Below are 25,093 nucleotides of genomic sequence, written 5' to 3' on the forward strand. Positions count from 1 at the left end.
AGCAACAGGCCGGCCAGTACGGCAAACGCACCATCCTGTTCGTCGATGAAGTGCATCGCTTCAACAAGTCGCAGCAGGATGCGTTTCTACCCTACGTTGAAGACGGCACGCTGATTTTCATTGGCGCGACCACCGAAAACCCTTCGTTCGAACTCAACAACGCCTTGCTCTCCCGGGCGCGTGTCTATGTGCTGAAAAGCCTCGACGAAGCGGCCCTGCGCAAGTTGGTGCACCGCGCGCTCACCGAAGAGCGTGGCCTGGGCAAACGGCAGCTGACCCTCAGCGATGAAGGTTTCCAGATGCTGTTGTCCGCCGCCGATGGCGATGGCCGACGCCTGCTCAACCTGCTGGAAAATGCCTCGGACCTCGCCGAAGACAACAGTGAGATCGGCGTCGATCTATTGCAAAGTCTGCTTGGTGATACCCGTCGGCGGTTCGACAAGGGCGGCGAAGCGTTCTACGACCAGATTTCCGCGCTGCATAAATCGGTGCGCGGCTCCAACCCCGACGGCGCGTTGTACTGGTTCGCGCGGATGATCGATGGCGGCTGCGACCCGCTGTACCTCGCCCGGCGCGTGGTGCGTATGGCCAGCGAAGACATTGGCAACGCCGATCCGCGCGCGCTGAGCCTGTGCCTGGCGGCGTGGGAAGTGCAGGAACGGCTCGGCAGTCCGGAGGGCGAATTGGCGGTGGCCCAGGCCATCACTTACCTGGCTTGCGCGCCGAAAAGCAACGCGGTGTACATGGGCTTCAAAGCCGCGCTGCGCAGCGCCACTGAACACGGTTCGCTGGAAGTGCCGCTGCACCTGCGCAACGCGCCGACCAAGCTGATGAAACAGCTGGGTTATGGCGACGAATATCGCTACGCCCACGACGAACCGGATGCCTACGCCGCCGGTGAGGATTACTTCCCCGACGAGCTTGAGCCGCAGCCGTTCTATCAGCCGGTGCCGCGGGGACTCGAATTGAAGATCGGCGAGAAGCTCAATCACCTCGCGCAACTCGACCGTCTCAGCCCCCGGCAGCGGAGAAAATAGTGCTTCCATTGATCGTTGCGGTTTCTCTCGGCGGTGTGGCGGGTACGCTGCTGCGGTTCGCGACCGGCAACTGGGTCAACGCGAATTGGCCGCGGCACTTCTATACTGCAACGCTGGCCGTTAATATCGTCGGCTGTTTGCTGATCGGCGTTCTATACGGTCTGTTTTTGATACGCCCGGAAGTGCCCATCGAGGTGCGCGCCGGGTTGATGGTCGGCTTCCTCGGGGGGCTGACGACTTTTTCATCCTTTTCACTGGATACGGTGCGCTTGCTGGAAAGCGGGCAAGTGCTGCTGGCCCTGGGCTATGCGGCCATCAGCGTATTCGGCGGGCTGCTTGCCACATGGGCCGGCCTGTCCTTGACCAAACTTTGATAACGAGAGACCGACATGCTCGATTCCAAACTGTTACGTAGCAACCTGCAGGACGTAGCGGACCGCCTGGCATCCCGTGGCTACACGCTGGATGTTGCGCGCATCGAAGCGCTGGAAGAACAGCGCAAGACCGTCCAGACCCGCACCGAAGCACTGCAGGCTGAACGTAATGCGCGGTCCAAATCCATCGGTCAGGCCAAGCAGCGCGGCGAAGACATCGCGCCGTTGATGGCCGACGTCGAGCGCATGGCGAACGAATTGAGCGCCGGCAAAGTCGAGCTGGACGGGATCCAGACCGATCTGGATTCGATCCTGCTCGGCATCCCGAACATCCCGCATGAATCCGTGCCAATCGGCGCAGACGAAGACGGCAACGTCGAAGTGCGCCGCTGGGGCACGCCAACCGCTTTTGATTTCCCGGTTCAGGACCACGTCGCCCTGGGCGAGAAGTTCGGCTGGCTGGACTTCGAAACCGCCGCCAAGCTGTCCGGCGCGCGTTTCGCGCTGTTGCGCGGGCCGATTGCGCGTATGCACCGCGCGCTTGCGCAGTTCATGATCAACCTGCACACCAGCGAACACGGCTACGAAGAGGCCTACACGCCTTATCTGGTCCAGGCGCCAGCGCTGCAAGGCACCGGTCAGCTGCCGAAATTCGAAGAAGACCTGTTCAAGATCGCTCGCGAAGGCGAAGCCGATCTGTACTTGATCCCGACCGCTGAAGTGTCGCTGACCAACATTGTCGCGGGCGAGATCGTCGATTCGAAACTGTTGCCGATCAAGTTCGTCGCTCACACCCCGTGCTTCCGCAGTGAAGCCGGCGCGTCGGGTCGCGACACCCGCGGCATGATTCGCCAGCACCAGTTCGACAAGGTCGAAATGGTCCAGATCGTTGAGCCATCGACCTCGATGGAAGCACTGGAAGGCCTGACCGCCAACGCCGAGAAAGTCCTGCAACTGCTGGAACTGCCTTACCGCACCCTCGCGTTGTGCACCGGCGACATGGGCTTCAGCGCGGTCAAAACGTACGACCTGGAAGTGTGGATTCCGAGCCAGGACAAGTACCGCGAAATTTCCTCGTGCTCCAACTGCGGCGACTTCCAGGCCCGTCGCATGCAAGCGCGTTTCCGCAACCCGGAGACCGGCAAGCCTGAGCTGGTTCACACCCTCAACGGTTCGGGTCTTGCGGTCGGTCGTACGCTGGTGGCCGTGCTGGAAAACTATCAGCAGGCCGACGGTTCGATCCGTGTGCCGGACGTGTTGAAGCCGTACATGGGTGGCCTTGAGGTCATCGGCTAAATGGACTACCTGCCGCTGTTTCACAACCTTCGCGGCAGTCGTGTGTTGGTCGTCGGTGGGGGGGAGATTGCCTTGCGCAAATCCCGCCTGCTGGCCGAAGCCGGTGCGCTGCTGCGGGTGGTCGCGCCTGAAATCGAACCGCAGTTGCGTGAGCTGGTCACCGGCAGCGGTGGCGAGTGCCTGTTGCGGGGCTACGTTGAAACGGACCTGGACGGTTGCGGGCTGATCATTGCCGCCACCGACGACGAGCCGCTGAACGCACAGGTGTCCGCCGATGCTCATCGGCGTTGCGTGCCGGTCAACGTGGTCGATGCCCCGGCGCTGTGCAGCGTGATTTTCCCGGCGATTGTCGACCGTTCTCCTCTGATCATTGCGGTGTCCAGCGGCGGCGATGCGCCGGTGCTGGCGCGGTTGATTCGGGCCAAACTGGAAACCTGGATTCCGTCCACGTACGGGCAACTGGCCGGTCTGGCCGCGCGTTTTCGCAGCCAGGTCAAAGGTCTGTTTCCGGATGTGCAGCAGCGTCGGGCGTTCTGGGAGGATGTATTCCAGGGCCCGATTGCCGACCGGCAACTGGCCGGGCAGGGCGCTGAAGCCGAGCGTCTGATGCTGGCGAAAATCGCTGGCGAAGCGCCGAAGGCCACGGGCGAAGTGTATTTGGTCGGCGCCGGCCCGGGTGATCCCGACCTGCTGACCTTCCGCGCCTTGCGGCTGATGCAGCAAGCCGACGTGGTGCTGTATGACCGTCTGGTGGCTCCGGCGATTCTCGATTTGTGCCGTCGCGATGCTGAGCGCGTGTACGTCGGCAAGCGTCGCGCCGATCACGCGGTGCCGCAGGATCAGATCAACCAGCAATTGGTCGACCTGGCCAAGGCGGGCAAACGCGTCGTGCGGTTGAAGGGCGGTGATCCGTTCATCTTCGGCCGTGGCGGTGAGGAGATCGAAGAGCTGGCGGCCCATGGCATTCCGTTCCAGGTCGTACCGGGCATCACGGCGGCCAGCGGTTGTGCGGCGTACGCCGGGATTCCGCTGACGCACCGTGATTACGCGCAGTCAGTGCGGTTCGTCACCGGGCATTTGAAGGACGGTTCCACCGATTTGCCGTGGGCCGACCTGGTCGCGCCGGCGCAGACCCTGGTGTTTTACATGGGGTTGGTGGGGTTGCCGGTTATCTGCGAGCAGTTGATCAAGCATGGTCGCGCGGCCGATACCCCGGCGGCGTTGATCCAGCAGGGCACCACGGTCAATCAGCGGGTGTTTACCGGCACCCTGGCCGATCTGCCACGGCTGGTAGCGGAGCATGAAGTGCATGCGCCGACACTGGTGATCGTGGGGGAAGTGGTGCAATTGCGCGAGAAACTGGCGTGGTTTGAAGGGGCTCAGGCGCAGGTCTGATTTCCCTGGGCCTGCAAAAAGATCGCAGCCTTCGGCAGCTCCTACAGGATAACTCGATCCCCTGTAGGGGCCGCCGAAGGCTGCGATCTTTTGATTTTAATGCCTTTGCCAAACCCCTTTCCCGCTCAACCGCGCCCGATCATGGGACCCGGTGAAATCCTGCGCAGGCCCCTTCGGCACCACGCCCGTCGGGTTAATCGTCTTGTGGCTGCCATAGTAGTGATTCTTGATGTGCTCGAAATCCACCGTCTCGGCAACCCCCGGCCACTGATAAATCTCGCGCAACCAATTCGACAGATTCGGATAATCGGCAATCCGTCGCAGGTTGCACTTGAAGTGCCCGTGGTACACCGCGTCAAAGCGAATCAGCGTGGTGAACAAGCGAATGTCCGCCTCGGTGAGGTACTCGCCGACCAGATACCGATTCGCGCCTAACAACGCTTCCAGTCGATCCAGTTCCGCAAACAATCCATCAAACGCTTCTTCATAAGCCGACTGCGACGTGGCAAACCCCGCGCGGTATACGCCGTTGTTCACGGCCGGATAGATCCGCTCGTTCAGCGCATCGATCTCGCCGCGCAGCGGCTCTGGATAAAAGTCCAGGTCATTGCCGGTCAACTCATCGAAAGCACCATTGAACATGCGGATGATCTCCGCCGACTCATTGTTGACGATACGTTTCTGCTGCTTGTCCCACAGCACTGGCACGGTGACGCGGCCGGTGTAATCGGCGGTGTCAGCGGTGTAGCGCTGGTGCATGAAATCGAAGTGATCGAGTTTGTCGCCGGTCGAGCCGAGGGTCTGGTCAAAGGTCCAGCCGTTTTCCAGCATCAACCAACTGACCACGGACACGTCGATCAGGCTTTCCAGGCCTTTGAGTTTGCGCAGGATCAGCGTGCGATGCGCCCATGGACAGGCGAGGGACACGTAGAGGTGGTAGCGACCTGGCTCCGCCGCAAAGCCACCGACACCGGTCGGACCGGGCTTGCCGTCAGCGGTCAGCCAGTTGCGACGTTGCGCCTGTTCACGCTGGAACGCGCCGTCCTTGCTGCTTTCGTACCACTGGTCATGCCAGCGCCCTTCAACTAACAAACCCATGTCCGAGACTCCTCAACCGATAAGCGTTGGAGAAGAGTCTATTCGGATAGGTTCGATAAAAAAGAGCAAAGGTTGGGCGCTTATGATCGGTTAAATCGATCTGTCCCGCGCGTCCCAATACTGTTGGGCCGTTTCGAAGGCTTGTTCCCGGGGCTGGCCGAGGCCGCGCAAGGCCAGGGCCATGGTCGCAATCAGTGCCATTTGCGGGTAACTATCGACCACCTCGCCGCGCCACACGGCTTTCAAATGCTCGGGATCGAGAGACGCTGGTTTGACGTGGCGCTGCGCCGACAACTGCGGCCATTCTTCGTCCCAGCTTTCGCCACCGGTGGTGCCGTACAGGTGACTGTCGGCGTCCGGGTTGATCTCGATCTCTCCGCCATCGCCCTTGACCACAATCGCGGTGTCACCGAGCAAGCCGCTGGCGTCGCGATGCACGGCCTGGTAGCCGGGGTGGAAAATGCTTTGCAGGCCGCAACGAGCGCCCAACGGATTGAGAATTCGCGTCAGGGAGTGGATCGGCGAGCGTAGGCCCAAGGTGTTGCGCAAGTCGATCATCCGTTGCAGTTGCGGCGCCCAGTCCACCAGCGGCATGAAGGCCAGTCCACCGTTATCGAGGGCCGACCCGACTTGCTGCCAGTTGCGACACAAAGGAATGTTCAGCGTGTCGAGCAGTTGCTCGCTGTACAGCCGCCCGGCCGTGTGGGCGCCGCCGCCGTGCATGAAGATGCGTACGCCGTTCTGCGCAAGGCACTTGGCCGCCAGCAGATACCACGGCAGATGGCGCTTCTTGCCGGCATAGGTCGGCCAGTCCAGGTCGACATTCAGCGCCGGTGCCTGCAAGCGTTCACGCAAGGCTTCGGTGAAACCGGCCATCTCTTCTGCGCTTTCTTCCTTGTGCCGCAGCAGCATCAGAAACGCGCCGAGCTGGGTGTCCTCGACCTTGTCGTCAAGCACCATGCCCATGGCATCGCGGGCTTCCTCGCGAGTCAGGTCGCGGGCGCCGCGCTTGCCTTTGCCGAGGATCCGCACGAAGGGGGCGAACGGGTGTTCGGCGGGCGTGTCGAGGGTCAGCGCTGGGTAGTCGGTCATAAACAATTCGTCGGTTTGGGCAGGCCCGCCAGTTTCGCGGCGAGTTTGGCAGGGGTGCCTTTGAACAGTCGGTTGAGGTGCAGGCTGTTGCCTTTTTCCGGGCCGAGCTTCAACGCGGTGTATTTGATCAGCGGACGCGTGGCCGGTGACAGCTGGAATTCGGCGTAGAAATTGCGCAGCAGTTCGAGGATTTCCCAGTGCTCGGGGCTCAACTCGATGTCTTCGGCGGCGGCCAGTGCGCTGGCGACCTCGGCGGACCAGTCGCTCAGTTCGACCAGGAAGCCGTCCTTGTCCAGTTCGATGGCGCGGGCGCCGACGGTCATGGAATTCATAGCCAGCTGTTGACCTTGTCGTAGTGAATCGACAGTTCGACGAAGGCCGGATAATCGATGGCCTTGGCCGTGCCGGGAATCTCCAGGGCGCGCGCCCGGGCGTCTTCGGCAAGCACGAACAGCGTCGGGTTGCGGGCGTTCAGCGCCTTGAACGGCGCAGTGCCCGGCTGCAACGCGTACACCGCGTCGCCGGTCAGCAGCAGCGCATCGTTTGCGCCGATCAGCCGCAGGCAACTGGTCAGCCGGTCGTCGCCGAACGGGGAATGAGATAACACGTGCAAAGTCGACATCAGAGCGTGATCACCTGATCGTAACGGTCAATGAGCGCGATGATTTCGTCGGCGCCCAGTACTTGAACTTCTTCTAGCGCCAAACCGGTCGGGTCCAGACCACGTTCAGCGGCGCTGTCGCCACAGACGAACAGGTCTTCGACACCGAACATCGGCAACGCTTGCAGGTTGGCGCTCAGGTCTTTTTGTTGCAGCGCCTTGGCGTCCTGTTTCGCGGCGAGCTGGAACACGCCGTCATCGAGAAACAGCAGGCCGATCGGCAGGTCAAACGCGCCGCCAGCCAGGACGATGTCCAGCGCTTCCCGCGCACTCGGCCCGGACCATGGCGCCTGACGGCTGATGATCAGCAGGGATTTAGCCATGTCACGCGCCTCCGAAACAGATCAGGCGGTCAGCGTCCTGCACCGCGTCATGCAACTGGCCGAGACCGGACAACTCCCATGGCGCGCCAACCGCAACGGCTTCGCGCTGATAACGTTGGGCTTCTTCTTCATTCAATACACCACGGCGCAGGGCGGCGGCGATGCAAACTACGCCGTCCAGTTGATGCTCAGTGACAAAGGCGCGCCAGTGTTTGGGCAGGTCCTGTTCATCCTGCGGCGTGACCACGCCGGCGGACGCGTTGTAGACGCCATCCTGATAGAAAAACAGCCGGACGATTTCATGCCCGCCGGCCAGCGCGGCCTGGGCGAACAGCAAGGCGCGGCGCGAGGAGGGCGCATGGGCGGCGGAAAACAGCGCGATGGCGAACTTCATGACGGACTCGATCAGCGAAACTGTGGGCATGATAAAGCTTTATGGTGGATGCGGCTAAGTCGATGTTGGTTGTGCCGGCCTCATCGCGGGCAAGCCCGCTCCCACAGGTTTGGCGGTGAAGTTAAAATCGTCGGCACTCCACAAACCCCTGTGGGAGCGGGCTTGCCCGCGATGGGGCCCGCACAGGCCAAACAAAATTCAGCGCGGCATATACCCCAACTGCCACCGCCGCGGAATTTTCAGCGCCAGCAGCCCCACCGCCCCCGCCAGCAATCCACTGGCAAGCAACGCCTTGAGCCCAAAATGATGTTCCAGCAAGGCACCGAGCACCGCGCCGGCAAACATCCCGGTCCAGGGAATCAGTTGCACCCGCCAGCCACTGCGGCGCTCACCGAGTAACCAGCGTCCCAGGCCGCGACCGAAACGCGACAACGCCCCCGTGACATACGTCAGGCCAACCGGCAGGCCATTCACTTCTTCGACGGCGGCATTGAGCATGCCCATGGCGATGATCGCTGCCAGCAGCGCCGGCAGTTGATCGTCATAGGGCCAGGCCGCCGCCGCGCACAGCAGCATGGCGATGCACAGCAGCAACGGTAACGCGCGGCGCCCGCCCAATCGACTGACGATAATGCCCAAGGCATTGCCGAGGATGAACGTCGCCACGAGCAGCAGCAGACGCAGGGTCAGGCCCATGTCACCGTCGCTGATCGCCACGGCCAGGCGGGTGGTGTTGCCGCTCATGAAGGAGACGAAATCGCCACTGGCCATGAAGCCAATGGCATCCGTCATGCCGGCGAGCACCGACAGCGCGGCGACCAGTGACATACCGATGCGCCCGCGCCATTTCTGAGTATGCAGATGCCCTGGACTGGCGCGGGAGGTGGAGGACGAAGGCAGCATCAGTGGCGGGATCCTTGCGCGGTGACGGTTACGGGTTCAATCCATATAACTCGCAATATTCCAGCCAGTCCATCCCGGCCATCTCGGCCACTTCCCTGTGCACTTCCAGGCGCTGCGCCTCATAGTCTTCCGGCGTCGCTGCCGTCAGTTGCAGGGTCAGCTCCCAGGCGAACAATCCCAGGCGCTCGGCCTCGGCTTCGAACGCTTCATGCAAACGCTCGTCGCGGTATTGCGCCGCGGTTTCGCCCTTGGCCTGAGCCAACAGCGGGTTGAGGTTGTCGAGTTCGTGGCGCAGCTCGGGGCGCGCTTCGAGAAACGTCTTCAGCGCCTGCTCATGTTGCTGTTCGGTTGCCGCCATGGTCGCTCCTTGAGAATGGATTACGAAGACTGCTTCTTGCTGGCCTTGGCCGCTGCGGCCAGGCATTCGAGGGCAAACTGCTCGGGGTAGGTCATCTGGATCGGGGTGGTTTCGCCCTTGACGGTGCGCTCGCCGTCGAGGATGTAACGAATGCGCTTGTCGGTGACGCCGATGCGCTTGGCGATCCAGGAAGGTGTCTGGCCGATCTGGCTGATCAGCTTGTCGGCGTATTCAGCGGTCGGTTTGTAGAATTCGGCATTGGGTGTCATGAACGTTCCAGAAAAATGAGCCCGAAAACGGGCAATGCGGCATTGGGCGCGACAGGGTGCGCGAATCATCGCGCGGTGTCGCGGTATAAATGAAGTAAAGCAGAACGATACGCCCAGCCACGGTGATACAGTCGGCTTTTTCCTGATGAGCACATGCAATGCGAATTCTGATGGTGGCGCTGGCTGCAACGTTGCTGGCCGGATGCGCCGGTTCGGTAATGAACGACGCCCGTACCGGAACCCCGTACAAAACCCTAAACTCGGACAAACCGGAAAAAGTCGTCGCCCAATGTGTGCAGTTTGCCTGGCAGGACGAGGCGGTGTTCGGCGTTGATGCGGGTGCGTACCTGCAACCGGGCGAGAAGGGCGGCTCGACCGTTTACACGCGTTCGGCGGAGTCGTTCGTCGACGTCACTACCGATGCGTCGGGCACCTCGTTGAGTTACTACGCCCAACATGACGACTTCGTCGCCAAACGCCGGTTGGCGGCATTGGCGACCTGCCTCTGACCTTATGGTTGATCCCTGGCCCCTGTGGGAGCGGGCTTGCCCGCGATGGGGCCTGAATGTTCAACATTGATGTTGACTGTCAGACCGCCATCGCGGGCAAGCCCGCTCCCACAGGTGGCGTGTATGCCGTTAGAGGCGTTTCTGCAGGAAGAAGCGCTTATGCCCCGGCGGGTAGTCGGCGATCTGGCCCAACTCGCTGTAGCCCAGCTTCTTGTAAAACTCCGGCGCCTGGAAGTCGAAGGTGTCCAGCCAGATCCCGATGCATTCCTTCTCCCGGGCCAGGTCTTCGGCCATCTGCATCAGCTTCGTGCCCATGCCCTGTCCCCGGGCCTGTTCAGGCACTGACAGCAATTCCACAAAAAACCATTGGTAAAACACCCGGCCATATAGCCCGCCGAGGATTTCGTCGTGGTCGTCGCGCACCAGCAACGCAATCTGCTCCGACACCGTGACGCCGGCCTTGGACGCGTTGTAGGCACGCAGCGGCAGCAGGATGGCCTGGCGCTCTTCATCGGTGGGGTTTGGCGAGCGTTCGATTCGCAGGGTCATCAGCTATTTCCTTATGGCCAGGTTGGACAACAGCTCCCAGCGTATATCGGCCAGCAGTCGTAGTTCCAGCCCCTACGGTGGAACTGTCGCCAACGCGCAAGTGTCTAGCCTGAAGAGCGTCATTCCAGAACGCAGCCGAAGAGGACAATCCGTGAACATTTTTGAAGCCTTGCGCGAAAGCCATGAACGTCAACGCAGCTACGCCGACGCACTGATCAAGACCAGCGGCGACACCCCGGAACGCGCCGAGGCTTACAAGCAGCTCAAGTCTGAATTGCAGGCGCACGAAACCGCTGAAGAGCGGCACTTTTACATCCCGTTGATGCAATACGACAACGGCGTCGACTTGAGCCGTCATGCGATCGCCGAACATCATGAGATGGACGAAATGATGGAAGAACTCGACGAGACCGAGATGTCCAGCCCGGCCTGGCTGGCGACGGCGAAGAAGCTGTCCGACAAGGTCCATCACCACCTGAAAGAGGAAGAGCAGAAATTCTTCCAGATGGCCGGCAAGTTGCTTGATGACAAGCAAAAGGAATCGCTCGCCGTAGACTACTTGAAGGAGTTTGAGGCGCAGCTTTCGTGAAGGTTTTTTCGTTTAAGATGGGCGCCCTCTGACGATTCAAGGACGCCTTGTCATGCCGAACACAGCCGAGCGGGTCAACATCATCGAGTCCCAGGTGTTGTCCCGTGACTGGTATTTGCTCAAGAAAATCACCTTCGATTACCAGCGCAACAATGGCGAATGGCAGCGCCAGACCCGCGAAGTTTACGACCGTGGCAATGGCGCGGCGATTCTGCTGTTCAACCGTGACAAACGCACCGTGGTGCTGACCCGGCAGTTTCGATTGCCGGTGTTCGTCAACGGCCACGACGGTTTGTTGATTGAAGTGGCGGCGGGGTTGCTCGACGGGGCGGCGCCTGAAGACCGCATCCGCGGCGAGGCGGAGGAAGAAACCGGCTACCGCGTGCACCATGTGCATAAGGTGTTCGAGGCCTATATGAGCCCGGGCTCGGTGACGGAAAAGCTGCATTTTTTCATCGCTGAATACGACGCGGCTGCGAAGGTCAGCGAAGGGGGTGGGCTGGAGCACGAAACCGAAGAGCTGGACGTGCTGGAGTGGTCGTTCGACGCGGCGCTTGACGCCTTTTATCGGGGCGAGATCTGTGATGCGAAGACCATCATGCTGTTGCAGTATGCGGCGATGAAAAACATCTTCGCCTGATGGCCGTACGCGATCCCTTGTAGGAGCTGCCGCAGGCTGCGATCTTTTGATCTGGATCTTGGGCCATTGCAGGAGGCGCCGGGATCAAAAGATCGCAGCCTGCGGCAGCTCCTACGGGATCAAAAGCCTTCCAGGCGTCCGGTTTGACCTTTGCGTCCGCCTTCCAGCGTCAGCAACAGTTCCTTCGCCTCAAGCCCCCCGGCAAATCCCGTCAACTTCCCCGACGCGCCGATCACCCGATGACAGGGCGCAATAATCGAAATCGGGTTCCTGCCATTCGCCGCGCCCACCGCACGAACGGCGCTCGGGTGGCCAATCTGCTCGGCGATTTGACTGTAACTGCGGGTCTCGCCGAACGGGATGGTCAGCAGTGCCTGCCAGACCTTTTTCTGAAACGGCGTCCCGGTAAATTCCAGCTCGAGGTCGAAGCGATTGCGCGTGCCGGCAAAGTATTCCTGCAGTTGTCGTGCAGCACTCAACAGGATCGGGTTGTCCGTTGCCTCGCTCATGGGGCCGAGCCGCACCCGGTTGGGTTTGTCGTTTTCCCAGAGGATAGCCACCAGTCTCGAGCCGTTCGCGACCAGCTTCAACTCGCCCACAGGGGAGGCGATGGTGGTGCAGGTGTAAGGCATGCCGCGCGCTCCGAAGGCAGGTGAACAGGCGGTCAGCATACTGCCTCGACGGGGAGGCGCAATACGCAATCCCAGCCATACTGGCTACTGCTCTTGATGCGTTTCCTACTTAAAAAACAAGAAGAGACCGACTCATGAAGTTCGAACCTTTTGCCAAATCGCTCATTGCGACCTCCTTGGCGCTTAGCTGCCTCACCGCCCACGCCGCCTCCGTGGCCCCCGTCGCGGCCGAAAACGGCATGGTGGTCACCGCTCAGCATCTGGCCAGTCACGTGGGCGTCGATGTGCTCAAGAACGGTGGTAACGCTGTCGATGCTGCGGTTGCGGTGGGTTATGCGCTGGCGGTGGTCTATCCCGCGGCGGGTAACCTGGGCGGTGGCGGTTTCATGACCATTCAGCTGGCCGACGGGCGCAAGACCTTCCTCGACTTCCGCGAAAAAGCCCCGCTGGCCGCGACCGCCAATATGTACCTCGACAAGGCGGGCAATGTCGTCCCGGACCTCAGCACCCGCGGGCACCTCGCCGTCGGCGTGCCGGGCACCGTGTCCGGCATGGAAATGGCACTGAGCAAATACGGCACCAAGCCGCGCAAGGAAGTGATCGCGCCGGCGATCAAGCTCGCTGAAGAAGGTTTTGTGCTGGAGCAGGGCGATGTCGATTTGCTGGAGTACGCCACCGACGTGTTCAAAAAGGACATCAAGGATTCCGGCGCGATCTTCCTCAGTAACGGCGAGCCGATGCAGGTCGGGCAAAAGCTCGTGCAAAAAGACCTGAGCAAAACCCTGCGGGAAATCTCCGAGAAGGGCGCGGACGGCTTCTATAAAGGCTGGGTGGCCGACGCGATTGTCACCTCGAGCCTGGCCAACAACGGCATCATCACCCAGGCCGATCTCGACAAATACAAGACCCGCGAGCTGGCGCCGATCGAGTGCGATTACCGTGGCTACCACGTGGTCTCGGCACCGCCACCCAGCTCTGGCGGGGTGGTCATCTGCCAGATCATGAACATTCTCGACGGCTACCCGATGAAGGATCTGGGCTTCCGCTCGGCCCAGGGGATGCACTATCAGATCGAAGCGATGCGCCACGCCTATGTGGACCGCAACAGCTACCTCGGCGACCCGGATTTCGTGGAAAACCCGATCGCCCATCTACTCGATAAAAACTACGCGACCAAAATTCGCGAAGCCATCAATCCGCAAAAGGCCGCGGTGTCCAGTGAACTCAAACCCGGCGTAGCGCCCCACGAAGGCAGCAATACCACCCATTACTCGATTGTCGACAAATGGGGCAACGCGGTTTCCGTGACCTACACCTTGAACGACTGGTTCGGCGCCGGCGTCATGGCCAGCAAAACCGGGGTGATCCTCAACGATGAAATGGACGACTTCACCTCGAAAATCGGCGTGCCGAACATGTACGGCCTGGTGCAGGGCGAGGCCAACGCCATCGCGCCGGGCAAGGCGCCGCTGTCGTCCATGAGCCCGACCATCGTCACCAAGGACGGCAAAGTGGTGATGGTCGTCGGCACCCCCGGCGGCAGCCGCATCATCACCGCGACGTTGCTGACCATGCTCAACGTGATCGACTACGGCATGAACATCCAGGAAGCGGTCGATGCACCGCGCTTCCACCAGCAATGGCTGCCGGAAGAGACCAACCTGGAGACCTTCACCACCAGCCCGGACACGGTCAAGTTGCTCGAAAGCTGGGGGCATAAGTTCGCCGGGCCGCAGGATCCCAACCATATTGCGGCGATTCTGGTCGGCGCGCCGTCGCTGGAAGGAAAACCGGTGGGCAAGAACCGCTTCTACGGAGCCAACGATCCGCGGCGCAACACCGGGCTGTCGCTCGGTTATTGAGGGTTGTGTTTGAAAGGGGACGGATCTATTTTCTGTCCCCGCACCCACCGACATATCAAGGAAGGCAGCATGACCACTGCACTGTTAATCATCGACGTTCAGCAGGCGCTCTGCTCGGGCGAGTACGAGTGCTTCGAGATCGCCCGCGTCATCGACACCATCAACGCCCTCAGTGCCCGCGCCCGGAAAGCCGGGGTGCCGGTGGTGCTGATCCAGCATGAAGAAACAGGCAGCCCATTGGCGCATGACGCCGACGGCTGGCAACTGGCGCAAAGGCTGGAAACCTCGCCCACGGATTTGCGCGTGCGTAAAACCACCGGGGATTCTTTCTACCAGACCCCCCTGCAAAAGCTGTTGCCGAAGGAGGACTTCGAATGCCTGGTGATCTGCGGTTTGCAAACCGATTATTGCGTCAATGCCACCCTGCGTCAGGCGCTGAAAATGGGCTACGACGTGGTGCTGGCCGCTGACGCGCATTCCACGGTGGATAACGGCAACCTCGCCGCCGACGACATCATCGCCGAGCACAACAAGGACTGGGCGCGCCTGTCGGGTTCGGTGGCGCGGATCGACGTGAAGCCCGCCGCGAGCATCACTCTGTAGGCGCACGGCTTGCCGGCGAAGCGATTTCGTTCATGGACGTCGCCAGACACACCACCGCAACTTTACGGAGACCGCTCTCATGGAGGTCCAGGTACATCGCGCCGACGGCACGCACCTCGACGAAGTCGGCAGCCTGTTCGACGCCTATCGAGGTTTCTACGGCCAGCCCTCGAACCTGACGCAATCGCGCCACTTCATTGCTGAACGCATTGCCCGGGATGAATCGGTGATTTTTTTCGCCCGGGACGTTGCTGGCGAAGCGCTGGGTTTCGTCCAGTTGTTCCCGACCTTTTCCTCCATTGATGCGCACCGCACCTGGCTGCTCGGTGACCTCTTCACCGCGCCAGCCGCCCGAGGTCGCGGGGTTGCCACGCAACTGATGAACACCGCACGAAGCTTCGCGTTGCTGACCGGTGCAAAAGGCCTGGTGCTGGAAACCGCGACCGACAATCACGGCGCTCAGCGTTTATATGAATCCCTAGGCTATGTGCGTGACACCGGTTACTACACCTATTGCCTGGACCTGAAGCAAGGCTGATGGATCAGCGTTGCGGCAGGTTACAGTCTCTTGACATCTTGGAGCCCTGGATGTCGTCCCAGTGTTTGCTGGTGACCACTAACAGCTACTGGCTGGCGTCGAGCGCTTCGGGGGCGCCGAGGGGGGTGATGGGGAAATCCATGACCTCGTTGGGTGCCCCGGCGCCAGCGTAGGTGAAGTGCCACCACTCTTTCGAATACCCGGAAAATCCTTCTTTTGCCATGGCCTCGTTGAGGCGCTGACGATTGTCCCTGGCGGTTGCGCTGATCGTCGGGTTGGCGCTGTGCGCACGCTCATCGAAACAGTCGAAACCGGTGCCCATGTCGAGCGCGCCGTCCTGCCAGCGCTGAGCATAGGGCGCGGTGCACTCGGCTTGCGTGGCCGAGGGCGTCCAGGTGGCGGCGGGCGCAGTGTGCGGGCCGGTCAGTGTCAGGTCGACGGTCGAACCGCGAGAGTGATTGGACACCCGTGCCACGTAGCCCAGACGCCAGAAGTCCTGTTTGTCCACGCGCGGATAGAATTCAACCTTGCGCGGGTCGCCCGGCTGCGTGGCGAAACGGCCCATGTCAGCGACGGCGCGATTGGGCCGATAACAGTCGAAAACTTTCAAGCCATAACCTTGCGCGCGCAAAGATGCTTGTACCCGGGCGAGCGCCTTGGCCGCGTCCAGCGTCAACAGGCACTCGGCCGCCGCGTAGCCGTCGAGCGGGTGACCGGTGAAATTGTGGGCGCTGGCGTAGCGAATATCTTGCTCAATGCCCGGATCAATCGTGCGCAGATAAACCATGTGCTCGGGGCGCGTCTCGGCACGGGCCGTCGCGCAGATGACGGCGCTGAGCAGCAGCAACGATTGCAGGGCGATTGTTCGAACAGCGGGCATGCGATGTTTCCTGGGTGAGATCAGCCGCGATCACCGAACACGGGCCGGAAAAAACTGCGTTCATAGCTGAAGATGCATTTGGTTTCGGTGGCGTATTGAAAGGCCGCGATGCACGCCGGGTCGTTCATGGAGTCCTGCCGATAGCGCTCGTAGTCGGCCAGGCTGGGGAAACTGAACATCGCCATGGCGATATTGTTGGCGCCTTCGGACGGCAGGAAATAGCCGTGATGCTGGCCGCCGAATTTTTCCACGAGGGGAATCCACAACTTTCCATAGTGTTCAAACGCTTCGATCTGGTACGGATCCAGCACGTATTTCAGGTAACAAGTGATCACGTTTTTATTCTCTTCTGCGGAGGAAAGGCGGCCCGTTCGAGCCGCCTTCAGGGGGCGATTAGCCGCGTGCGGGCAATTTCCAGCTTGGCCGGATGAAGTGACAGGTGTAGCCGTCTGGCAGGCGTTCGAGGTAGTCCTGGTGTTCCGGTTCGGCTTCCCAGAACGGCCCGGCCGGGGTGATTTCGGTCACCACTTTGCCAGGCCAGAGTCCAGACGCTTCGACGTCCGCCACGGTGTCTTCGGCAATTTTCCTCTGCGTGTCGCTGAGGTAGAAGAGGGCCGAACGGTAGCTGGCGCCGACATCGTTGCCCTGGCGATTTTGGGTGGTCGGGTCATGGATCTGGAAGAAAAATTCGAGGATCTGGCGGTAGCTGATCTGCTGCGGGTCGAACACGATTTCGATCGCTTCCGCGTGGTTGCCGTGGTTGCGATACGTCGCATTCGGCACCTCGCCTCCGGAGTAACCCACCCGCGTGGACAACACGCCAGGGTAGCGGCGCAGCAGATCCTGCATGCCCCAGAAGCAGCCACCGGCCAGAATGGCGGTTTCGGTTTGCGTCGTCATGGACGGTCATTCCTCTCAGTGTGTTGGCACGCTACTGATTTGCCGCTCGGGCTATTGAAGGGGCGAAGTAGCGGCCGCCCATCCGTGAGAATGCCACTCGATCCGGACCAATGCCACTGCGCGTCCACTCGTGCAGCCTGACAACCGAAAACAAACCGCGAGGGAAGGATGAAAATCTGCCTGGCCCAGTTTCAAAAATAGCGACGCCCCATACCTCTGCGCGACACTCCGTATCCCTCTACGAAAATTACTTTCGTCTCGTTTGAAAATCACCTCTCGAAATGTTTTAAGAGTTTCACAATCCATTCGACGTGACCCTTTCGAGGAGTACCGCATGACCCTGTCCTTCGGCTATTGGCTGCTGGTGTATGCCGCCATTGCCATCATCGCGCTGATCGTGTTGATCGCCCGTTACCGCCTCAATCCCTTCATCGTGATCACCCTGGTGTCCATCGGCCTGGCGCTGCTGGCCGGCATGCCGCCGTCCGGGGTGGTTGGCGCTTACGAGGCCGGGGTCGGCAAGACCCTGGGGCACATTGCGCTGGTGGTGGCGCTGGGGACGATGCTCGGCAAGATGATGGCCGAGTCCGGCGGCGCCGAGCAGGTGGCGCGGACCCTGATCGACCGTTTCGGCGAGAAGAACGCGCACTGGGCGATGGTCTGCATCGCGTTCCTGGTCGGCCTGCCGCTGTTTTTCGAAGTCGGTTTTGTGTTGCTGGTGCCAATCGCGTTTACCGTGGCGCGGCGTGTTGGCGTGTCGATCCTGATGGTCGGTTTGCCGATGGTCGCCGGGCTGTCGGTGGTGCATGCGCTGGTGCCGCCGCACCCGGCGGCGATGCTGGCGGTGCAGGTGTATCAGGCGTCGGTCGGGCAGACCTTGCTGTATGCGATTCTGATCGGCATTCCAACCGCGATCATCGCCGGTCCGCTGTACGCCAAATTCATCGTGCCGCGCATTCAACTGCCGGCGAAAAACCCGCTGGAACGCCAGTTCCTCGACCGCGAGCCGCGCGACCGCCTGCCGGGTTTCGGCATCACCATGGCGACCATTCTGTTGCCGGTGGTGCTGATGCTGATCGGTGGTTGGGCCAACCTGATTTCCACACCGGGCACCGGGTTCAACCAGTTCCTGTTGTTCATTGGCAACTCGGTGATCGCCTTGCTGCTGGCGACCTTGCTGAGCTTCTGGACCCTCGGCATCGCTCAGGGCTTCAACCGCGAATCGATCCTCAAATTCACCAACGAATGCCTGGCGCCCACCGCCAGCATCACCTTGCTGGTGGGCGCCGGCGGTGGCTTGAACCGGATCCTGGTGGACGCCGGGGTCACCGACCAGATCGTCAGCCTGGCCCATGAATTTCACCTGTCGCCGCTGATCATGGGCTGGCTGTTTGCCGCGCTGATGCGCATCGCCACCGGCTCGGCCACGGTGGCCATGACCACCGCCTCGGGGATTGTCGCGCCGGTGGCCATTGGTCTGGGTTATCCGCATCCGGAACTGCTGGTGCTGGCGACTGGCGCCGGGTCGGTTATCTTTTCCCACGTCAACGACGGCGGTTTCTGGTTGATCAAGGAATACTTCAACATGACCGTCACCCAGACCTTCAAGACCTGGACCGTGCTCGAGACCATTATTTCGGTGGTCGCGTTTGGTTTCACCGTGGGTCTTTCTTATCTGATTTAGCTCGATCGCTTGGCATTTCTCACCGCCCTTGGTCAGCCATCGGGCGCGTCATTGTGCGCGCCGGTGATGGGTGCCGGCGGCGGATTGCGATCGACCAGACACTCAAAATAAACATAAAAAAATCACCTGGAGCACCGTATGTTCAAGCGAGCAATTCCCACCGCACTCCTGTTGGCCACCGGTTCGATGTGCGCACAGGCAGCCGATCCTGCCGCGCACGGTTTCCTTGAGGACAGCAAAGCCACGCTGTCGATGCGCACGCTGTATTTCAACAGCGACAACCGCGATGGCGCGGCGGACCCGTCGAAAACCGAGGAAGCGGCCCAGGGTTTTGTGCTGCGCTACGAGTCCGGATTCACCCAAGGGTTGGTCGGGTTCGGCCTGGATGCGCAGGCGTTGCTCGGCGTTACGCTGGACAGCGGTGCGGGTCGTCACGTCGGCAGCGGCATGATCCCGACGGATGGCGACGGCGCTGCCGACGCCTGGAGCAGCTTTGGCCCCACGGCGAAAATGCGCATTGCCAAAACCGAGTTCCGCTACGGCACCTTGCTGCCGAAATTGCCGATCCTGCTGTCCAACGATGCCCGGGTATTGCCGCAATCGTTCACCGGTGCGCAGATCACCTCGAACGATATTGACGGGCTGATGCTGACCAGCGGGGTGCTCGAGCACGCAGTCGGTCGGGCTTCGACGGACCGCACCGGCCTCTCGGTTCCGGGCGCCACACAGGACAGCAACAAGTTCTACTTCGCCGGGGGTGACTATTTCATCACCAAGGACTTGAAGGCGCAGTACTACTTCGCGCAGATGGAAGACTTCTACAACCAGAACTTCTTCGGCCTGACGCATGTGCTGCCGATTGACAGCAAAAGCTCGTTCACCACCGACTTGCGTTACTTCCGTACCACCTCCGCCGGTGCCAACAGCTCCGCCGCTGGCCGGGCACAGGGTTATCGCACCTCGGGTTATACCGAAGACAACAATGGTGAAATCGATAACAACACCTGGGTGGCGATGGTCACGTATGCGAACGGCGGCCACTCGGTTGCGCTGGGGCATCAGCAGGTGGGGGACGGCAGCAACTTTGTTCAGCCCAACCAGGGCAGCCTGGTCGATAAAGGGGCGGGTGGCGGGAGTGTTTACCTGCCTACGGACCGGATGATCCAGAGTTTTACCCGTGCGGGTGAGCAGACGAATTTTGCGCAGTATTCGTATGACTTCGCGCCGATGGGCATACCGGGGTTGAAGGCGTCGATCGCGTATTTGAAGGGGACGGATATCAAGGTTAATAATGGCGCTGATCAGTCTGAGTGGGAGCGGGATATGACGCTCGACTATGTGTTGCAGTCTGGGGCGCTCAAGGGGTTGGGGTTCAGTTTGCGCAATGGGCAATCGAATACGGATGCCGGGCGGGATGTGGATCAGAATCGCTTTATCGTTAATTACACGGTTTCGTTGTTGTAACCGGGGGGGATTGGGTTTGGGGTGGGGTTGGGGTACATATCCGTTTCTTGGGTCACGGCGGCTATTGGTTTCGCCCTTACGGCGAGTCACTTTTGAAAAGCGCAAAAGTAACCCAAACGCTCTTGCCCCACCACTCGGCACCTCGCTCTGGCTCGGTGTGCCCGAACGAAGGCATTGCTCCGCGGGTCGCCGCGAAGGGCCATCCCTGGCCCAGCGCGGCTAAACCGGCATCCTTGCCGGTTTCCCCGCTGCGCAATGCCTGCGTTCGGCCAGCGTGGTTTAACGGGGCGCCTCAGATCAAAATCAAAATCAAAATCAAAATCACAACCGCGGCGGCCTTTGGGCCGACCGTGGCATCAAGCGGGCGCGCTTCGCTGATTTGAGCGTGCGCACATTATGAATATGCACTGTTCCCCTGTGGGAACGAGCCTGCTCGCGAAGGCGGCCTCATAGTCGACACATCTCCCGCAGATGTACCCGGATTCTGTGGGAGCGGCGGTGCGACGATTCGACTTGCCCGCGATGGCGGTGTGTCAGGCGACGAGTTTTTTGAGGGTGTACATATCCATTTTTGCGGTAACGGCCACTATTGGTTTCGCCCTTACGGCGAGTCACTTTGAAAAGCGCAAAGTAACCCAACGCTCTTGCCCCACCACTCGGCACCTCGCTCTGGCTCGGTGTGCCCGAACGAAGGCATTACTCCGCGGGTCGCCGCGAAGGGCCATCCCTGGCCCAGCGCGGCTAAACCGGCATCCTTGCCGGTTTCCCCGCTGCGCAATGCCTGCGTTCGGCCAGCGTGGTTTTACGGGGCGCCTCAGATCAAAATCAAAATCACAACCGCGGCGGCCTGCGGGCCGGCCGGGGTATCAAGCGGGCGCGCTTCGCTGGTTTGATCGTGTACAACCTATGGCTTGATGCAAATCCCCTGTGGGAGCGAGCTTGCTCGCGATAGCGATTTATTATCCAGCAACGATGTCGGCTGACCCTCCGCTATCGCGAGCAAGCTCGCTCCCACAGGTGATTGTTGTTGGCCACGGTATTGGTGTTCAGCGCCGATGATTTGGTCGAACTACCCGTCAGGTCGGCCCGAAGGCCGCCTCGGTTTTGATTTTGATCCAGGCGCCCCGTTAACCACGCTGGCCGAACGCAGGCATTGCGTAGCGGGGAAACCGGCAAGGATGCCGGTTTAGCCGCGCTGGGCCAGGGATGGCCCATCGCGGCGACCCGCGGAGCAATGCCGGAGTGAGGGCACACCGAGCCCCGGCGAGGTGCCGAGTGGTGGGGCAAGAGCGTTGGGTTACTTTGCGCTTTTCAAAGTGACTCGCCGTAAGGGCGAAACCAATATCAGCCGTTACCTAAAAAACGGATATACACCCAATCCCAATCCCAATCCCACTCCCAATCCAAACACCACCCACCAGCACCCAAACACCACCCACCAGCACCCAAACGTCACCCCCCAACCCCTCACTCATCAATCCATTGGAACTCCCGCATCCTCCCTTCGTCATCTGAACTGAGGGGGTGCTACGGGCAATTCGTGGCGAACCCGACAACGCTTCTTCATCCAGAAGGCGAGGGACGACATGAACACTTCAGACAACACCACGGGGAATCAGCAGAACCCCGGAAAACCGGAGCATGATTTTCAACACTTGAAGGAGGACGTGACAGAAGCACTCGGCGGCGCCCGACAACAGGCAGACGCGCAGTTCGGCCAATACCGCGACACTGCGGCCGACCAGATCGAAGCCCTGGCCAAAGGCGCGAAATCGATGGTGTCCGAACTGGAAAGCAAGGACACCCTCGGCATGTCCGACTACCTGGCCGACATGGCCGAATCCATGAGTGGCTTGGCCGGCAACCTGCGCGGCAAAAGCGCCGAACAGCTGCTGCACGACGGCGCTGACCTGGCGCGCAACAACCCCGCACTGTTCATTGCCGGCAGCATCGCGTTGGGCTTTGGCCTGTCGCGGTTTCTCAAGGCTGGCAGCGCTCCTGCATCGACGGCGTCTCACGATCCCGGCGAAGGCCGCGCCATGCCACCGTCTGGCGGGTTTGGCGCGCAACGACCCTATGAAACATCCGTGCCGCCGAACAGCCAACAAGGTTCTGGCCTGGCAACGGGCATTACCCCGGCCTCGCCAGGTGAGCATGACCATCCATCAGACTTCGCGACGACCTCGACACCAGGTCAGCCCCCCTTTAAAGGAGCACTGTGATGAACAGAGAAGACCAAGGTTTACCAGGCTCGAGACCCGTCCCCGTCGTGGATCATGATCCGTCGGTCGTCGGCCTGCTACGTCAGTTGTCACGCGAAGTGCCCGAGTTGTTCAGCAAGGAACTGGCGCTGGCCAAGGCCGAGTTGCAGGCCAGCCTCACCACTCTCAAGGCCGGTATCGCTGGCGTGGCGGGTGGCGCCATTGTGCTGCTGGCGGGGTTCATCATCCTGCTGATGTCCGCAGTCTATGGCTTGAGCATGGTGATGGCGCCGTGGCTGGCTGCGTTGATTGTCGGCGTAGTGGTGATGATCATCGGGTTTGCCATGCTGCAATCCGGAAAAAAACAGTTCGAGCCATCCAACTTCAAGCCAGATCGCACGCTGGACGCCTTGAATAAAGACCAGGACGCGCTGCGGAGGAAAGTCTCATGAACAGCGAATTCGATACCGAAGCAGCGAAAAGCCCGGAAACCATCGAGCGTGAAATCGACGCGCAGCGGGCGAGTATCGGCAACATTGTCGATGCGCTGGAAAGCAAGTTCACCCCCGGTCAGATGTTCGATCAGGCCATCGGCTTGATGCAGAGCAACGGCACGACGTTCCTGACCAACCTCGGTACCAGCGTGCGCAACAACCCGGTGCCTGCCGTACTGACGTCGGTCGGTTTGTTGTGGATGATGATGAGCCAGAATCGCCCGCCGGTTCCCCACCCGGGCTATCGAAGCGGCCCGGATCAGGGTGGCGTGGGTGAGTGGGCCGAAGGGCTGGCAGACAGTTTCGACGGCGCGCGCGAGCATCTGCACCAGACCGCTGACAGCCTTAAAGAGGGCTACCAGAGCGTCAAGGGCAAGGCTTCGCACTTGGGCGATAACCTCGGCGCGGCCAGCGAAAACATCAGCCATGCCGTGCATGATGCCGGCGACCGCCTGATGCGCAGCACGCAAGTGATGAGCAACCAGTTCAATCAGTTGCTCAAGGAGCAGCCGCTGATGGTGGCGGCGGCGGGTATCGCGTTGGGCGCCATGATCGGTGCGGCATTCCCTTCGACGGCGACCGAGCAACGCTATCTGGGCAAGACCAGTGCGGACCTGACCGACAAGGTCAAGCAACAGGCGCGGGAGGGTTATGAAGCGGTGCGCGATACCGTGACCAAAACCACGGATCATGCGGATGCGCCGGCCAAACCGGGTGGTGAGCAACGCACCGCCTCCGACTCGTCAGCGGACCTGTCTCAAGGATTGGGAACCCCACAGGCGTGACAAAAAAGCGGGAGGTCCGCAATGGACCTCCCGCTTTTTATTGGCCTGAAAACACGTCAAGTCTGGCTAGTTACCGTCGGCCACCTTGCGTTCTATCTCGGCTGTTTTTCGATTGAGCTCCTCGACGTCCTGCTCCTTGGTTCGGGTGGAGGAGGGCGTAATGGTTTGATCGACCCCTTCGGTGTCCCGGTCCGTATCCTGCAGATCCCTCTCGACCACATTCACCGGTTTGCCCGAGGTGTCGGTGGGCGGAGCATTTGACGGTGCCGGCGAGTCGAGTGCGTTATCACGGTCATCAGTGTTCATGTCGCGTACCTCCGTTGGCTTATACATTGGAGGCGGCGCACACCTGCGAGTTCGAGATTTTTTCGCCAACGCACCTCGATAACTGCCCCTTCAAGTCGTCTGCAAACTGCGGCGACAGCGGTTGAGATCGCTAGCCAAATAAAAGTTTTACGTCGTCGCCGGATGCCCGACGACCGGTGACAAATCCGCCGAAGTGCGCCGCAAAACACCGCCTGTCGCCGGGCTTCAATCTTTATAAAATTTTCGCCAGCGCCTCGGCTTCACATATTTGTGGGCGGCGCATTCGGCCAACCGTCGAATGAGTTACACCGTCTTGAGACCTGAGGAGATTCGTCATGTTCTTACATAACAAACGACTTCAATACACCGTACGTGTTGCCCAACCCAATCCGGGGCTGGCCAATCTTTTACTCGAACAGTTTGGCGGCGCGCAGGGCGAGTTGGCGGCAGCATCGCGCTACTTCACCCAGGCGCTGGCCGAAGATGATCCGGGAAGAAAGGATCTGCTGATGGACATCGCTACCGAAGAACTCAGTCACCTGGAGATCGTCGGTTCGATCATCGTGATGCTCAACAAGGGCGCCAAGGGCCGCCTGGCTGAAGGGGTCGAGGAGGAGGGCGAACTTTATCGCGCCATCAACGGTGCCGGTAACGACTCGCACATCACCGCCATGTTGTACGGCTGCGGTGCGCCACTGACCAACTCGGCCGGCGTACCGTGGTCGGCGGCTTACGTCGACACCATCGGCGAACCCACGGCCGACTTTCGCTCCAACATCGCCGCAGAAGCACGGGCCAAAATCGTCTACGAGCGTTTGATGAATGTCACCGATGATCCGGGCGTGAAAGAGGCGCTGGGGTTTCTCATGACCCGCGAAATCGCGCATCAGCTGTCCTTCGAGAAAGCCTTGCACGCGATTCAGCCGAACTTCCCACAAGGCAAACTGCCCGGCATGCCCGAGTTCACCAATGTGTATTTCAACCTGTCCCAGGGCGAAGGCAGCACACGCGGACCCTGGAATGAGGGTGATGACTGGAACTACGTGGAAGATCCGATGCCAGCCGTTGACGGCGGAGATGGCACGGCAAGCGTGCAACTGAGCGCCGATGAAGAGTCGCTGTTGATGGACATGAAGGCGCGCACGATGTCGGACCCTGAAAGCAATCCCATCACGGGGGCGGATCTGGGTGCGGGTGTTCAAGGTCAACCGCAGGAGTGATGAGGATCACCGCACGCCGCGCTGGCGTGCGGTGTTT

The 25,093-nt window shown here is 60.8% G+C and carries 30 protein-coding genes and 1 pseudogene; 16 read left to right on the forward strand and 15 right to left on the reverse strand.

From position 1 onward, the window contains the following. The 4 genes from F8N62_RS30400 to cysG all read left to right on the forward strand — a co-directional run. Positions 1–1,037 (forward strand): replication-associated recombination protein A (locus tag F8N62_RS30400; protein ID WP_150714083.1); only part of this gene is annotated, 1,037 nt, incomplete at its 5' end. Continuing rightward, on the forward strand, positions 1,037–1,411 hold the full coding sequence (gene crcB / locus F8N62_RS30405) for a fluoride efflux transporter CrcB (RefSeq protein WP_150714084.1): 375 nt from the start codon (positions 1,037–1,039) through the stop codon (positions 1,409–1,411). The genes F8N62_RS30400 and crcB, both read left to right, overlap by 1 nt. A 15-nt stretch (positions 1,412–1,426) precedes the next feature. Next, positions 1,427–2,707: a serine--tRNA ligase gene (serS, locus tag F8N62_RS30410; protein WP_150714085.1), complete on the forward strand. Its 1,281-nt coding sequence runs from the start codon at positions 1,427–1,429 to the stop codon at positions 2,705–2,707. Beyond that, positions 2,708–4,102, forward strand: a complete 1,395-nt coding sequence (gene cysG, locus F8N62_RS30415) for a siroheme synthase CysG (RefSeq protein ID WP_150714086.1) — start codon at positions 2,708–2,710, stop codon at positions 4,100–4,102. A 96-nt stretch (positions 4,103–4,198) separates the two neighbouring features. On the opposite strand, the gene F8N62_RS30420 is transcribed toward cysG, so the two are convergent. From F8N62_RS30420 to F8N62_RS30460, 9 genes are all read right to left on the reverse strand, one after another. Beyond that, complete coding sequence (locus tag F8N62_RS30420; protein WP_150714087.1) at positions 4,199–5,200, reverse strand: glutathione S-transferase family protein; 1,002 nt, start codon at positions 5,198–5,200, stop codon at positions 4,199–4,201. Between the two features lie 90 nt (positions 5,201–5,290). Beyond that, on the reverse strand, positions 5,291–6,292 hold the full coding sequence (locus tag F8N62_RS30425) for a glycosyl transferase family protein (RefSeq protein WP_150714088.1): 1,002 nt from the start codon (positions 6,290–6,292) through the stop codon (positions 5,291–5,293). Then, positions 6,289–6,624 (reverse strand): TusE/DsrC/DsvC family sulfur relay protein, encoded by a 336-nt coding sequence (locus tag F8N62_RS30430; RefSeq protein ID WP_150714089.1) that lies wholly within the window; start codon positions 6,622–6,624, stop codon positions 6,289–6,291. The genes F8N62_RS30425 and F8N62_RS30430 overlap by 4 nt, the downstream gene beginning before the upstream one ends. Beyond that, on the reverse strand, positions 6,621–6,914 hold the full coding sequence (gene tusB / locus F8N62_RS30435) for a sulfurtransferase complex subunit TusB (protein WP_150714090.1): 294 nt from the start codon (positions 6,912–6,914) through the stop codon (positions 6,621–6,623). The genes F8N62_RS30430 and tusB overlap by 4 nt, the downstream gene beginning before the upstream one ends. After that, entirely contained in the window at positions 6,914–7,276 is a 363-nt protein-coding gene (tusC, locus tag F8N62_RS30440) for a sulfurtransferase complex subunit TusC (RefSeq protein WP_150714091.1), read from the reverse strand. Before tusC ends, tusB begins: the two co-directional genes overlap by 1 nt. A gap of 1 nt (position 7,277) precedes the next feature. Beyond that, positions 7,278–7,670 (reverse strand): sulfurtransferase complex subunit TusD, encoded by a 393-nt coding sequence (gene tusD, locus F8N62_RS30445; protein ID WP_150714092.1) that lies wholly within the window; start codon positions 7,668–7,670, stop codon positions 7,278–7,280. 198 nt (positions 7,671–7,868) lie between these two features. Next, a complete protein-coding gene (locus F8N62_RS30450; protein ID WP_150714093.1) occupies positions 7,869–8,573 on the reverse strand; it encodes a YoaK family protein in 705 nt (234 codons plus the stop codon). Between the two features lie 28 nt (positions 8,574–8,601). Then, the gene (locus F8N62_RS30455; protein WP_150714094.1) at positions 8,602–8,931 is read right to left on the reverse strand and encodes a DUF6388 family protein; all 330 of its coding nucleotides are present in this window, start codon (positions 8,929–8,931) and stop codon (positions 8,602–8,604) included. 20 nt (positions 8,932–8,951) lie between these two features. Continuing rightward, positions 8,952–9,200, reverse strand: a complete 249-nt coding sequence (locus tag F8N62_RS30460; protein ID WP_150714095.1) for a hypothetical protein — start codon at positions 9,198–9,200, stop codon at positions 8,952–8,954. A gap of 158 nt (positions 9,201–9,358) precedes the next feature. Here F8N62_RS30460 and F8N62_RS30470 point away from each other — a divergent pair, with 158 nt between their 5' ends. Then, positions 9,359–9,709, forward strand: a complete 351-nt coding sequence (locus F8N62_RS30470; RefSeq protein WP_150714096.1) for a hypothetical protein — start codon at positions 9,359–9,361, stop codon at positions 9,707–9,709. A gap of 129 nt (positions 9,710–9,838) precedes the next feature. Here F8N62_RS30470 and F8N62_RS30475 read toward each other — a convergent pair whose 3' ends face one another. Continuing rightward, positions 9,839–10,258: a GNAT family N-acetyltransferase gene (locus F8N62_RS30475; RefSeq protein ID WP_150714097.1), complete on the reverse strand. Its 420-nt coding sequence runs from the start codon at positions 10,256–10,258 to the stop codon at positions 9,839–9,841. Positions 10,259–10,409: 151 nt separating this feature from the next. On the opposite strand from F8N62_RS30475, the gene F8N62_RS30480 reads away from it, so the two are divergent. After that, positions 10,410–10,847: a hemerythrin domain-containing protein gene (locus F8N62_RS30480; RefSeq protein WP_150714098.1), complete on the forward strand. Its 438-nt coding sequence runs from the start codon at positions 10,410–10,412 to the stop codon at positions 10,845–10,847. Positions 10,848–10,899: 52 nt separating this feature from the next. Next, the gene (locus F8N62_RS30485; RefSeq protein WP_150714099.1) at positions 10,900–11,487 is read left to right on the forward strand and encodes an NUDIX domain-containing protein; all 588 of its coding nucleotides are present in this window, start codon (positions 10,900–10,902) and stop codon (positions 11,485–11,487) included. 119 nt (positions 11,488–11,606) lie between these two features. On the opposite strand, the gene F8N62_RS30490 is transcribed toward F8N62_RS30485, so the two are convergent. Then, positions 11,607–12,119, reverse strand: coding sequence for a methylated-DNA--[protein]-cysteine S-methyltransferase (locus tag F8N62_RS30490; protein WP_150714100.1), 513 nt, complete (start codon positions 12,117–12,119; stop codon positions 11,607–11,609). A gap of 134 nt (positions 12,120–12,253) precedes the next feature. Here F8N62_RS30490 and ggt point away from each other — a divergent pair, with 134 nt between their 5' ends. The 3 genes from ggt (at position 12,254) to F8N62_RS30505 (ending at position 15,122) form a co-directional block, all read left to right on the forward strand. Then, the gene (gene ggt, locus F8N62_RS30495; RefSeq protein WP_150714101.1) at positions 12,254–13,981 is read left to right on the forward strand and encodes a gamma-glutamyltransferase; all 1,728 of its coding nucleotides are present in this window, start codon (positions 12,254–12,256) and stop codon (positions 13,979–13,981) included. Between the two features lie 69 nt (positions 13,982–14,050). After that, entirely contained in the window at positions 14,051–14,584 is a 534-nt protein-coding gene (locus F8N62_RS30500) for a cysteine hydrolase family protein (RefSeq protein ID WP_150714102.1), read from the forward strand. A 79-nt stretch (positions 14,585–14,663) separates the two neighbouring features. After that, the gene (locus F8N62_RS30505) at positions 14,664–15,122 is read left to right on the forward strand and encodes a GNAT family N-acetyltransferase (protein WP_150714103.1); all 459 of its coding nucleotides are present in this window, start codon (positions 14,664–14,666) and stop codon (positions 15,120–15,122) included. Between the two features lie 88 nt (positions 15,123–15,210). Here F8N62_RS30505 and F8N62_RS30510 read toward each other — a convergent pair. The 3 genes and pseudogenes from F8N62_RS30510 to msrA form a co-directional block, all read right to left on the reverse strand. Continuing rightward, positions 15,211–16,002 (reverse strand): annotated as a pseudogene (locus tag F8N62_RS30510) (M15 family metallopeptidase); the annotation flags it as partial. A gap of 20 nt (positions 16,003–16,022) precedes the next feature. After that, on the reverse strand, positions 16,023–16,337 hold the full coding sequence (locus tag F8N62_RS30515) for an NIPSNAP family protein (protein ID WP_150714105.1): 315 nt from the start codon (positions 16,335–16,337) through the stop codon (positions 16,023–16,025). 58 nt (positions 16,338–16,395) lie between these two features. After that, positions 16,396–16,902 (reverse strand): peptide-methionine (S)-S-oxide reductase MsrA, encoded by a 507-nt coding sequence (gene msrA / locus F8N62_RS30520; protein WP_150714106.1) that lies wholly within the window; start codon positions 16,900–16,902, stop codon positions 16,396–16,398. 334 nt (positions 16,903–17,236) lie between these two features. Here msrA and F8N62_RS30525 point away from each other — a divergent pair, with 334 nt between their 5' ends. From F8N62_RS30525 to F8N62_RS30550, 5 genes are all read left to right on the forward strand, one after another. Further along, complete coding sequence (locus tag F8N62_RS30525) at positions 17,237–18,586, forward strand: GntP family permease (protein WP_150714107.1); 1,350 nt, start codon at positions 17,237–17,239, stop codon at positions 18,584–18,586. Positions 18,587–18,724: 138 nt separating this feature from the next. Next, entirely contained in the window at positions 18,725–20,050 is a 1,326-nt protein-coding gene (locus tag F8N62_RS30530; RefSeq protein WP_150714108.1) for an OprD family porin, read from the forward strand. A gap of 1,586 nt (positions 20,051–21,636) precedes the next feature. Continuing rightward, positions 21,637–22,272: a hypothetical protein gene (locus tag F8N62_RS31630; protein WP_191632474.1), complete on the forward strand. Its 636-nt coding sequence runs from the start codon at positions 21,637–21,639 to the stop codon at positions 22,270–22,272. After that, complete coding sequence (locus F8N62_RS30545) at positions 22,272–22,703, forward strand: phage holin family protein (RefSeq protein ID WP_150714110.1); 432 nt, start codon at positions 22,272–22,274, stop codon at positions 22,701–22,703. The genes F8N62_RS31630 and F8N62_RS30545 overlap by 1 nt, the downstream gene beginning before the upstream one ends. Then, entirely contained in the window at positions 22,700–23,530 is an 831-nt protein-coding gene (locus F8N62_RS30550) for a DUF3618 domain-containing protein (protein ID WP_150714111.1), read from the forward strand. The genes F8N62_RS30545 and F8N62_RS30550 overlap by 4 nt, the downstream gene beginning before the upstream one ends. 66 nt (positions 23,531–23,596) lie before the next feature. On the opposite strand, the gene F8N62_RS30555 is transcribed toward F8N62_RS30550, so the two are convergent. Continuing rightward, positions 23,597–23,836: a hypothetical protein gene (locus F8N62_RS30555; RefSeq protein ID WP_150714112.1), complete on the reverse strand. Its 240-nt coding sequence runs from the start codon at positions 23,834–23,836 to the stop codon at positions 23,597–23,599. Positions 23,837–24,171: 335 nt separating this feature from the next. On the opposite strand from F8N62_RS30555, the gene F8N62_RS30560 reads away from it, so the two are divergent. Then, the gene (locus F8N62_RS30560) at positions 24,172–25,056 is read left to right on the forward strand and encodes a manganese catalase family protein (RefSeq protein ID WP_150714113.1); all 885 of its coding nucleotides are present in this window, start codon (positions 24,172–24,174) and stop codon (positions 25,054–25,056) included. Positions 25,057–25,093: the final 37 nt, after the last annotated feature.

Origin of the sequence: Pseudomonas fluorescens (assembly GCF_902497785.1) — a bacterium.
In the GTDB taxonomy this organism is placed as follows: domain Bacteria; phylum Pseudomonadota; class Gammaproteobacteria; order Pseudomonadales; family Pseudomonadaceae; genus Aquipseudomonas; species Aquipseudomonas fluorescens_BO.

Excerpts from the sequence above, each read along its gene's own strand:
- F8N62_RS30450 (WP_150714093.1), bottom strand. The coding sequence starts at position 8,573 with ATGCTGCCTTCGTCCTCCACCTCCCGCGCCAGTCCAGGGCATCTGCAT.
- F8N62_RS30420 (WP_150714087.1), bottom strand. The coding sequence starts at position 5,200 with ATGGGTTTGTTAGTTGAAGGGCGCTGGCATGACCAGTGGTACGAAAGC.
- F8N62_RS30485 (WP_150714099.1), top strand. The coding sequence starts at position 10,900 with ATGCCGAACACAGCCGAGCGGGTCAACATCATCGAGTCCCAGGTGTTG.
- F8N62_RS30425 (WP_150714088.1), bottom strand. The coding sequence starts at position 6,292 with ATGACCGACTACCCAGCGCTGACCCTCGACACGCCCGCCGAACACCCG.
- F8N62_RS30460 (WP_150714095.1), bottom strand. The coding sequence starts at position 9,200 with ATGACACCCAATGCCGAATTCTACAAACCGACCGCTGAATACGCCGAC.
- F8N62_RS30455 (WP_150714094.1), bottom strand. The coding sequence starts at position 8,931 with ATGGCGGCAACCGAACAGCAACATGAGCAGGCGCTGAAGACGTTTCTC.
- F8N62_RS30475 (WP_150714097.1), bottom strand. The coding sequence starts at position 10,258 with ATGACCCTGCGAATCGAACGCTCGCCAAACCCCACCGATGAAGAGCGC.
- serS (WP_150714085.1), top strand. The coding sequence starts at position 1,427 with ATGCTCGATTCCAAACTGTTACGTAGCAACCTGCAGGACGTAGCGGAC.
- F8N62_RS30505 (WP_150714103.1), top strand. The coding sequence starts at position 14,664 with ATGGAGGTCCAGGTACATCGCGCCGACGGCACGCACCTCGACGAAGTC.
- tusB (WP_150714090.1), bottom strand. The coding sequence starts at position 6,914 with ATGTCGACTTTGCACGTGTTATCTCATTCCCCGTTCGGCGACGACCGG.
- F8N62_RS30500 (WP_150714102.1), top strand. The coding sequence starts at position 14,051 with ATGACCACTGCACTGTTAATCATCGACGTTCAGCAGGCGCTCTGCTCG.
- F8N62_RS30530 (WP_150714108.1), top strand. The coding sequence starts at position 18,725 with ATGTTCAAGCGAGCAATTCCCACCGCACTCCTGTTGGCCACCGGTTCG.
- F8N62_RS30555 (WP_150714112.1), bottom strand. The coding sequence starts at position 23,836 with ATGAACACTGATGACCGTGATAACGCACTCGACTCGCCGGCACCGTCA.
- F8N62_RS30545 (WP_150714110.1), top strand. The coding sequence starts at position 22,272 with ATGAACAGAGAAGACCAAGGTTTACCAGGCTCGAGACCCGTCCCCGTC.
- ggt (WP_150714101.1), top strand. The coding sequence starts at position 12,254 with ATGAAGTTCGAACCTTTTGCCAAATCGCTCATTGCGACCTCCTTGGCG.
- tusC (WP_150714091.1), bottom strand. The coding sequence starts at position 7,276 with ATGGCTAAATCCCTGCTGATCATCAGCCGTCAGGCGCCATGGTCCGGG.
- cysG (WP_150714086.1), top strand. The coding sequence starts at position 2,708 with ATGGACTACCTGCCGCTGTTTCACAACCTTCGCGGCAGTCGTGTGTTG.
- F8N62_RS30560 (WP_150714113.1), top strand. The coding sequence starts at position 24,172 with ATGTTCTTACATAACAAACGACTTCAATACACCGTACGTGTTGCCCAA.
- F8N62_RS31630 (WP_191632474.1), top strand. The coding sequence starts at position 21,637 with ATGAACACTTCAGACAACACCACGGGGAATCAGCAGAACCCCGGAAAA.
- F8N62_RS30470 (WP_150714096.1), top strand. The coding sequence starts at position 9,359 with ATGCGAATTCTGATGGTGGCGCTGGCTGCAACGTTGCTGGCCGGATGC.
- F8N62_RS30525 (WP_150714107.1), top strand. The coding sequence starts at position 17,237 with ATGACCCTGTCCTTCGGCTATTGGCTGCTGGTGTATGCCGCCATTGCC.
- F8N62_RS30490 (WP_150714100.1), bottom strand. The coding sequence starts at position 12,119 with ATGCCTTACACCTGCACCACCATCGCCTCCCCTGTGGGCGAGTTGAAG.
- tusD (WP_150714092.1), bottom strand. The coding sequence starts at position 7,670 with ATGAAGTTCGCCATCGCGCTGTTTTCCGCCGCCCATGCGCCCTCCTCG.
- F8N62_RS30550 (WP_150714111.1), top strand. The coding sequence starts at position 22,700 with ATGAACAGCGAATTCGATACCGAAGCAGCGAAAAGCCCGGAAACCATC.
- F8N62_RS30430 (WP_150714089.1), bottom strand. The coding sequence starts at position 6,624 with ATGAATTCCATGACCGTCGGCGCCCGCGCCATCGAACTGGACAAGGAC.
- msrA (WP_150714106.1), bottom strand. The coding sequence starts at position 16,902 with ATGACGACGCAAACCGAAACCGCCATTCTGGCCGGTGGCTGCTTCTGG.